General features: G+C 48.8%; 7 protein-coding genes and 1 pseudogene. 7 read left to right on the forward strand and 1 reads right to left on the reverse strand.

Features of this window, described 5'->3' with window-relative positions; all coding sequences use genetic code 11:
• From C7N83_RS16335 to C7N83_RS12630, 7 genes and pseudogenes are all read left to right on the forward strand, one after another.
• A pseudogene (locus C7N83_RS16335) lies at nt 1–228 on the forward strand (IS1595 family transposase); the annotation flags it as partial.
• Between the two features lie 79 nt (nt 229–307).
• The gene (gene murB, locus C7N83_RS12600; RefSeq protein ID WP_425437524.1) at nt 308–1,345 is read left to right on the forward strand and encodes a UDP-N-acetylmuramate dehydrogenase; all 1,038 of its coding nucleotides are present in this window, start codon (nt 308–310) and stop codon (nt 1,343–1,345) included.
• Nucleotides 1,346–1,369: 24 nt separating this feature from the next.
• A complete protein-coding gene (locus C7N83_RS12605) occupies nt 1,370–2,014 on the forward strand; it encodes a TetR/AcrR family transcriptional regulator (protein ID WP_106743060.1) in 645 nt (214 codons plus the stop codon).
• Nucleotides 2,015–2,301: 287 nt separating this feature from the next.
• The gene (locus C7N83_RS12615) at nt 2,302–2,886 is read left to right on the forward strand and encodes an LOG family protein (RefSeq protein WP_106743063.1); all 585 of its coding nucleotides are present in this window, start codon (nt 2,302–2,304) and stop codon (nt 2,884–2,886) included.
• A 14-nt stretch (nt 2,887–2,900) separates the two neighbouring features.
• Nucleotides 2,901–3,677 (forward strand): SDR family oxidoreductase, encoded by a 777-nt coding sequence (locus C7N83_RS12620; RefSeq protein WP_106743071.1) that lies wholly within the window; start codon nt 2,901–2,903, stop codon nt 3,675–3,677.
• Between the two features lie 42 nt (nt 3,678–3,719).
• Nucleotides 3,720–4,289, forward strand: coding sequence for a ubiquinone biosynthesis accessory factor UbiJ (locus C7N83_RS12625; RefSeq protein ID WP_106743065.1), 570 nt, complete (start codon nt 3,720–3,722; stop codon nt 4,287–4,289).
• Nucleotides 4,290–4,322: 33 nt separating this feature from the next.
• On the forward strand, nt 4,323–5,213 hold the full coding sequence (locus C7N83_RS12630) for an NAD(+)/NADH kinase (protein WP_106743066.1): 891 nt from the start codon (nt 4,323–4,325) through the stop codon (nt 5,211–5,213).
• Here C7N83_RS12630 and C7N83_RS12635 read toward each other — a convergent pair.
• Nucleotides 5,210–5,542 carry a hypothetical protein gene (locus tag C7N83_RS12635; RefSeq protein ID WP_146135162.1) on the reverse strand — a complete coding sequence of 111 codons (333 nt, stop codon included), beginning with the start codon at nt 5,540–5,542 and terminating at the stop codon, nt 5,210–5,212. The genes C7N83_RS12630 and C7N83_RS12635 overlap by 4 nt on opposite strands.
• Nucleotides 5,543–6,022: the final 480 nt, after the last annotated feature.

Below are 6,022 nucleotides of genomic sequence, written 5' to 3' on the forward strand. Positions count from 1 at the left end.
GTGTTGGCTGTCAGTGGGTTTACTTAACCGAATCAATCGTTCAGGGCTTTTTGCAGGCCGTCAAAACCACATTGATGGTATTGAAAATTTCCGGAATCAGGCAAAGCGAATTCTACGGAAATAGAACGGAAACCTTTCCCTTTATTCCTGAAGGAATGTGAATTTCGTTTTAACTTTGGCGCACCAAAAGGGCAGCTTAAAATCTTGCGGTTTTGGTGTGGTATTTAAGGCTGATCTAAATACAGCCCCTATTTTTCAGACGGTCTTCAAAATCAGACCATCTGAACCCCTTTCATCAGGCTTTATCATGAAACTCAGTTACCAAACCGACCTGACCCCTTACAACACCTTCGGCCTCAAAGCCACTACCCGTGCATTCGCCGTATTGGAGCAGGCCGGCGATGTGCGCGAGATTATCCAACTGCCTGAATTCAACCGCGACAGCGTATTGTGGCTCGGCGGTGGCAGCAATATTTTACTGATGAAGGACTATCCCGGCTTGGTGGTGCACATGGCTAATAAAGGCGTGCGTGAAATCGGCCGCTCGGACGGCCTTGTCTATATAGAAGCGCAAGCCGGTGAAATCTGGCATGAATTTGTGTCGCACACGCTTGATTCAGGCTTGAGCGGCTTGGAAAACTTGAGCCTGATTCCGGGTACGGTGGGTGCTTCGCCGGTGCAGAATATCGGCGCATACGGTTTGGAAGTAAAAAACGTCATCCACAGCGTGCGCTGCTTTGATTTGGACACCGAAAGCTTTATCGAATTGGGCAATGCCGACTGCCGCTTTGCCTATCGCGAGAGCTATTTCAAACAAGAAGGAAAAGGTCGTTATGTGATTGTGTCGGTGGTTTTCGCCTTAAAGGAACAATTCACGCCAAATTTGAAATACGGTGGTTTGGCTGCTGCGGTCGACACCATCTGTCAAGGCCGTAAAGCCACAGCAAAAGATGTTTCGGATGCCGTGTGTGCAATCCGCAACAGTAAACTGCCTGACCCGAAAATTCTCGGCAATGTCGGCAGTTTCTTTAAAAATCCGATTGTCAGTGCCGAGCAAGCTGCATTATTATCAAGCAAACACACTAATATGCCGCAATACCTGCAAGACGACGGCACGGTAAAGCTGGCAGCAGGCTGGCTGATTGACCAATGCCGTCTGAAAGGTTTCCAAATCGGTGGTGCGGCCGTACATGACAAACAGGCTTTGGTGTTGGTGAATAAAAACAACGCTCAAGCCCAAGATGTTTACCGGTTGGCAAAACATATTTGCCACGCGGTTGATGAAAAGTTTCAAGTAATATTGCATGCCGAACCTAACTGGCTGCCGGTTTCATACAGTTTGTAATCCATACCATTAAGGAATAATTACGTGGTACGAGAACCCAAAATCAATACTTACACCCGCATTATCAACGCCAGTCTTGTTTTGTTTAACGAAGAAGGCGAGCGCAACATCAGCACCAATCACATCGCGGCACATTTGGGCATCAGCCCCGGCAATCTGTATTACCATTTCCGCAATAAAGACGAAATCATCATTCAGCTTTTCAAGCGTTACAGCGAAGCCTTGCTGCAATACCTGCAGGAAGCGGAACTGCCTAAAGACGTCGACGGTGCAATTACCTACATGACTGGCATTTATAATGTAATGTGGGAATACCGTTTCCTGTTTAGCGACGTAAACACCCTGTTGGCACGCAGCGCCGAATTATTGGGTGAACACAATAACTTCACCCACGCTAAAGTGTCGCCGCTTTTGGTGAAATTATTGAACGAACTCAACGACCACGGCATTATCCGCGCCGACAAAACCGCCATTGACGATTTGGCGGCCAACATGTGGATTATGACCAAATACTGGTTTGATTTCGACGGCTCTATGCACGGCCGTACCAAATTGACTGAAGACTCTAAAGCCCGCGGCGTACAGCGCTCGCTAAGCCTGTTACGCCCTTACCTTTTGCCGGACCACATGGCTGAATTCGACAAAAAAATCAGCCGTCCGCCGGTATAATCCGCTTTATTTTTATCCGGGCCGTCTGAAAAATCATCTATTTTTTCAGACGGCTCAGCTGTTGGAAATTCCAGCGTTGTTGACATTTTTTGTTTTGCCTGAAAACCTGTTTGGGGATTCCCGCGCATTGCCAAGAAGGCCGAAAGTAAGGCAAAGCCGCACAGCTCTTGAGAATACCCGGACATCTTAAAGACAACCGTTCCAACAAAAAAAGCCGTTCCGCATAATAAAAGGGCAACAAACCCGCCTTTTCCAACATCTTAGCTTTTGCAAAGAAAATAAATCACATGAAAAATATCGTTGTATATTGCGGTTCGAATTTAGGCGAATCGCCTGCTTTTTATCAAGCCGCCCAAGAAATGGGCAAGACCATTGCCGGACGCGGCAGCCGTTTGGTTTACGGCGGCGGCAAAATCGGCCTGATGGGGACGGTGGCCGATGCCGTTTTGGCACACGGAGGTGAAGTCATCGGCGTGATTCCGACTTTTCTGCGTGAAAAAGAAGTCGCCCACCAAGGCTTGACCGAATTAGTGGAAACGCCTGACATGACCGAGCGCAAAACCAAAATGATTGCACGCGCCGATGCCTTTATCGCCATGCCCGGCGGCATCGGCACTTATGAAGAATTGTTTGAAGTCCTATCCTATGCGCAACTTCGTCTGCATGCCAAACCTATCGGCCTATTGAATGTCGAAGGCTTTTTTGATCCCTTGCTGAACCTGATGCAACAAACCGCCGCACAAGGCTTTATGCCGCAAGCCAACATGAATTTGCTGTGTATGGATGATAACCCAGCCGCATTGTTGGTAAAAATGGCGGCATATGAATTTACGGATGCGCCCAAATGGGTGCAGCCGGGCTGGCAAAAATAAAAGGGCTTCCGAACATGCACGAAACGCTTCCTGATTGCGCCATTCTCGGCCTTGGTTATCTCGGCCGCCCTTTGGCGCAAAAACTGTATGAAAATGGCTGCGGTGTGGCTGCCGTCAAACGCCACCTGACTTCCGACGACATTAATCTGCCGATTCGGCTTGATGCCGTTGATTTGAACCGGCCGGATATTTTTCAAATGGCCCTGTGGCAGCATTGGGCCGGCAAGCCGACATGGTTCTGCCTGTTGCCGCCTTCCGCGTTCAATGATTATGTCACTACACTGCAAAAATGGCTGCAACTGGCCGAATCGTTTGGTGTGCGGCACATCATTTTCACCGGCAGCACCAGCGTTTACGGCGATGAAGTCCGCGAATGCGACGAAACCAGTACGCTGCAACCGTACACCGACAATGCCAAACAGATTGCCGCTGCGGAATCGCTGTTTTTAAACAGCCGCATTCCCCATACCGATATTTTGCGCTTGGGCGGGCTGTATTCTGCCGAACGCCATCCGGTCACGCGTTTGGTGTCGAAACACAATATTAACGGCGGCAACCGGCCGGTGAATGTGGTACATCAAGATTTGGCTGTTGCCACGCTGTTTCAGACGGCCTTGAATCCCAACGGGAAACGCATTAAAAACGTGGTCGAACCTCATCATCCGAGCCGAGCCGTGTTCTACGCCGCTGAAGCTGTCAAGCTCGGTTTGCCCGCACCGGATTTCAATTCCGACGACCGAAGCAGCGGGAAAATTGTAAATACCGTTTGCGTACACGGCTTAAGTCTGTAAAATCAAAGTTTGTATTATTTTCAGACGACCTCAGAGAAAAACATGTCCGCCCTCCTTCCCGTCATCAACCACCTGATTCGGCAGAATCCCGAGCATCAATATGATTTGGCCGGATTTTCAGGTAAAACCCTGAGCGTTCAGATTGCCGGTTTCCGTCTCCGCGGCCGCATCAGCGAGAAAGGCTTTTTAGAAGCCGCCACCGATGCGCCTGATACCGAAATCACCTTTCACAACAGCGCGATTCAAAAAATTCTGCAAGGCGGGCAACCTGGTGTTGGTGACATCGCCATCGACGGCGATTTGATTTTGGGCATGTCGCTTTTACCGATTTTCGGCGGTCTGCGCTATTATGCCAACGATGATTTGAGCCGCATTTTCGGCGATGCCGCCACCGGCAGCATTGCTACCCGCGCCGCCGTCATCAGTCACACCGTCAGGCAAATCGGCAAAAGCATTGCCGAGCAAATCAGTGAATTTTCACGCGAACCCGAATCGGCGGTGATTGACCAAACCACTCTGACCGCATGGATGGAAGAGGTTGACCAATTGCGCGACGACGTTGCCCGCCTACACGCCCGTCTCGACCGCCTCGAACGCGATATCTGGCTCTGATTTCAGACGGCCTCTTACCCTTATCCAACCGCCATGAACAGTCCATTCAAAAACATCGGCATTGTCACCCGCCCGAACACCCCCGAAATCCAAGCAACCGTGCATATCTTGGTTGAGTTTCTCTGCCGCTCGGGTTTTGCCATTTATTTGGATGAAGCCACCATCGTCGAACACAGCATCCTCGCCGACGACATTCCGCTTTGCACCACCTGCTGCAAAGCCGATTTGGGAAAATATTGCGATTTGGTGATTGTATTGGGCGGTGACGGTACTTTCCTTTCCGCTGCCCGTGAAGTGGCCGGACGAAGCATTCCGATGATTGGCGTCAACCAAGGCCATCTCGGTTTTCTCACCCAAATCCCGCGCGAACAGATGGTGGAAGATTTGTTGCCGGTTTTAGAAGGCAAATATCTGCCGGAAGAGCGTATTTTGCTGGAAATCGATTTGGTGCGCGACGGCGAAATCATCCAACGTTCACTGGCCTTAAACGATGCTGTGGTATCGCGCGGCGCGGCAGGTCAAATGATTGAATTTGAAGTCTTCATCAACCAAGAATTTGTGTACACCCAGCGTTCAGACGGCCTCATCGTTTCCACTCCGACCGGCTCGACTGCTTATTCATTAGCCGCCGGAGGGCCGATTTTGCAGGCTGATCTGCGCGCTTTTACATTGGTACCGATTTGCCCGCAATCCATGACCAACCGCCCGATTGCCGTAGCCGACACCAGCGAAATCGAAATTTTAGTCACCAAAAGCGGGGATGCCCGTGTCCATTTTGACGGACAATCATTCCACGACATCCAAAACCTCGACCGCCTGATTATCCGCCGCTACCACAACCCGCTACGTGTGCTGCACACCACAGGTTACCAATATTTTAAAACCCTACGCCAAAAACTGCATTGGGGCGAACAACTGGTTTAATCATGAAAGGCCGTCTGAAAACGCATCGTCGTTTTTAGACGGCCTTTCATTACCCCGGCAGAGAAAATACGGCAGCGGCGCATGGACGAAAAAAGAAAGTACCGGTTCGAACCGGCATCGAAGAATGCCTGCCCGTTGTCGAAAGAAAAGCACGCATCGGCGGTTTCAATAAAGACACCATCATCGGCAGAGGCCCAAAAAGCAGACTGCCGGTTGCAGTCGAGAAGAAAACCAAATTCGTCGTTATCCGGCAAAATCGCCAACTTCAAAGCACAAGTGTTGCCCGAGTGCCGGATCAGGCTCTGACACTGTTCAAAAGCGTTATTCAAACCATCACGTTAGATAACGGCAAAGCATTTTCCCCGCACGGAAGCTTTTATCCGGTTTGTTTCAATACTATTGGGAATAATTACAAAGCTGACAAAAAATGTCACGTGACAAAAAGTGTCCGAGCCTGATATGACAAGTATTAACGAAAACTGACAAAAAATGTCATTATAAAATTTTTAAATTTTCTCAAATCGGTATCGGTTGCGCCGTCTGAAAATGAGAAATTAAATAATTTAATCATTAAAACAATAAGATATAAAAAATAATTTCAAAAATTCTGAAACAGCCAAAAATGGCACATCTATTGCATGATAGGTTATGTCCGGCAAAGTTGAAGCGCAACAGATACCGAGCCGGAAGCTGTATATTCCTTCTTCTTTAATGGTTTTACTCATAAACAGCAAAAAGTGCCAAGCACATTACGGATTTTTAAAAGATAGTACAAAACTGATTATTCACAAATTTTTAACCGGAGTTAA

The sequence above is a fragment of the Neisseria iguanae genome (genome assembly GCF_003013245.1).
Taxonomy (GTDB): Bacteria; Pseudomonadota; Gammaproteobacteria; order Burkholderiales; family Neisseriaceae; genus Neisseria; species Neisseria iguanae.

Excerpts from the sequence above, each read along its gene's own strand:
- C7N83_RS12630 (WP_106743066.1), top strand. The coding sequence starts at position 4,323 with ATGAACAGTCCATTCAAAAACATCGGCATTGTCACCCGCCCGAACACC.
- murB (WP_425437524.1), top strand. The coding sequence starts at position 308 with ATGAAACTCAGTTACCAAACCGACCTGACCCCTTACAACACCTTCGGC.
- C7N83_RS12625 (WP_106743065.1), top strand. The coding sequence starts at position 3,720 with ATGTCCGCCCTCCTTCCCGTCATCAACCACCTGATTCGGCAGAATCCC.
- C7N83_RS12615 (WP_106743063.1), top strand. The coding sequence starts at position 2,302 with ATGAAAAATATCGTTGTATATTGCGGTTCGAATTTAGGCGAATCGCCT.
- C7N83_RS12620 (WP_106743071.1), top strand. The coding sequence starts at position 2,901 with ATGCACGAAACGCTTCCTGATTGCGCCATTCTCGGCCTTGGTTATCTC.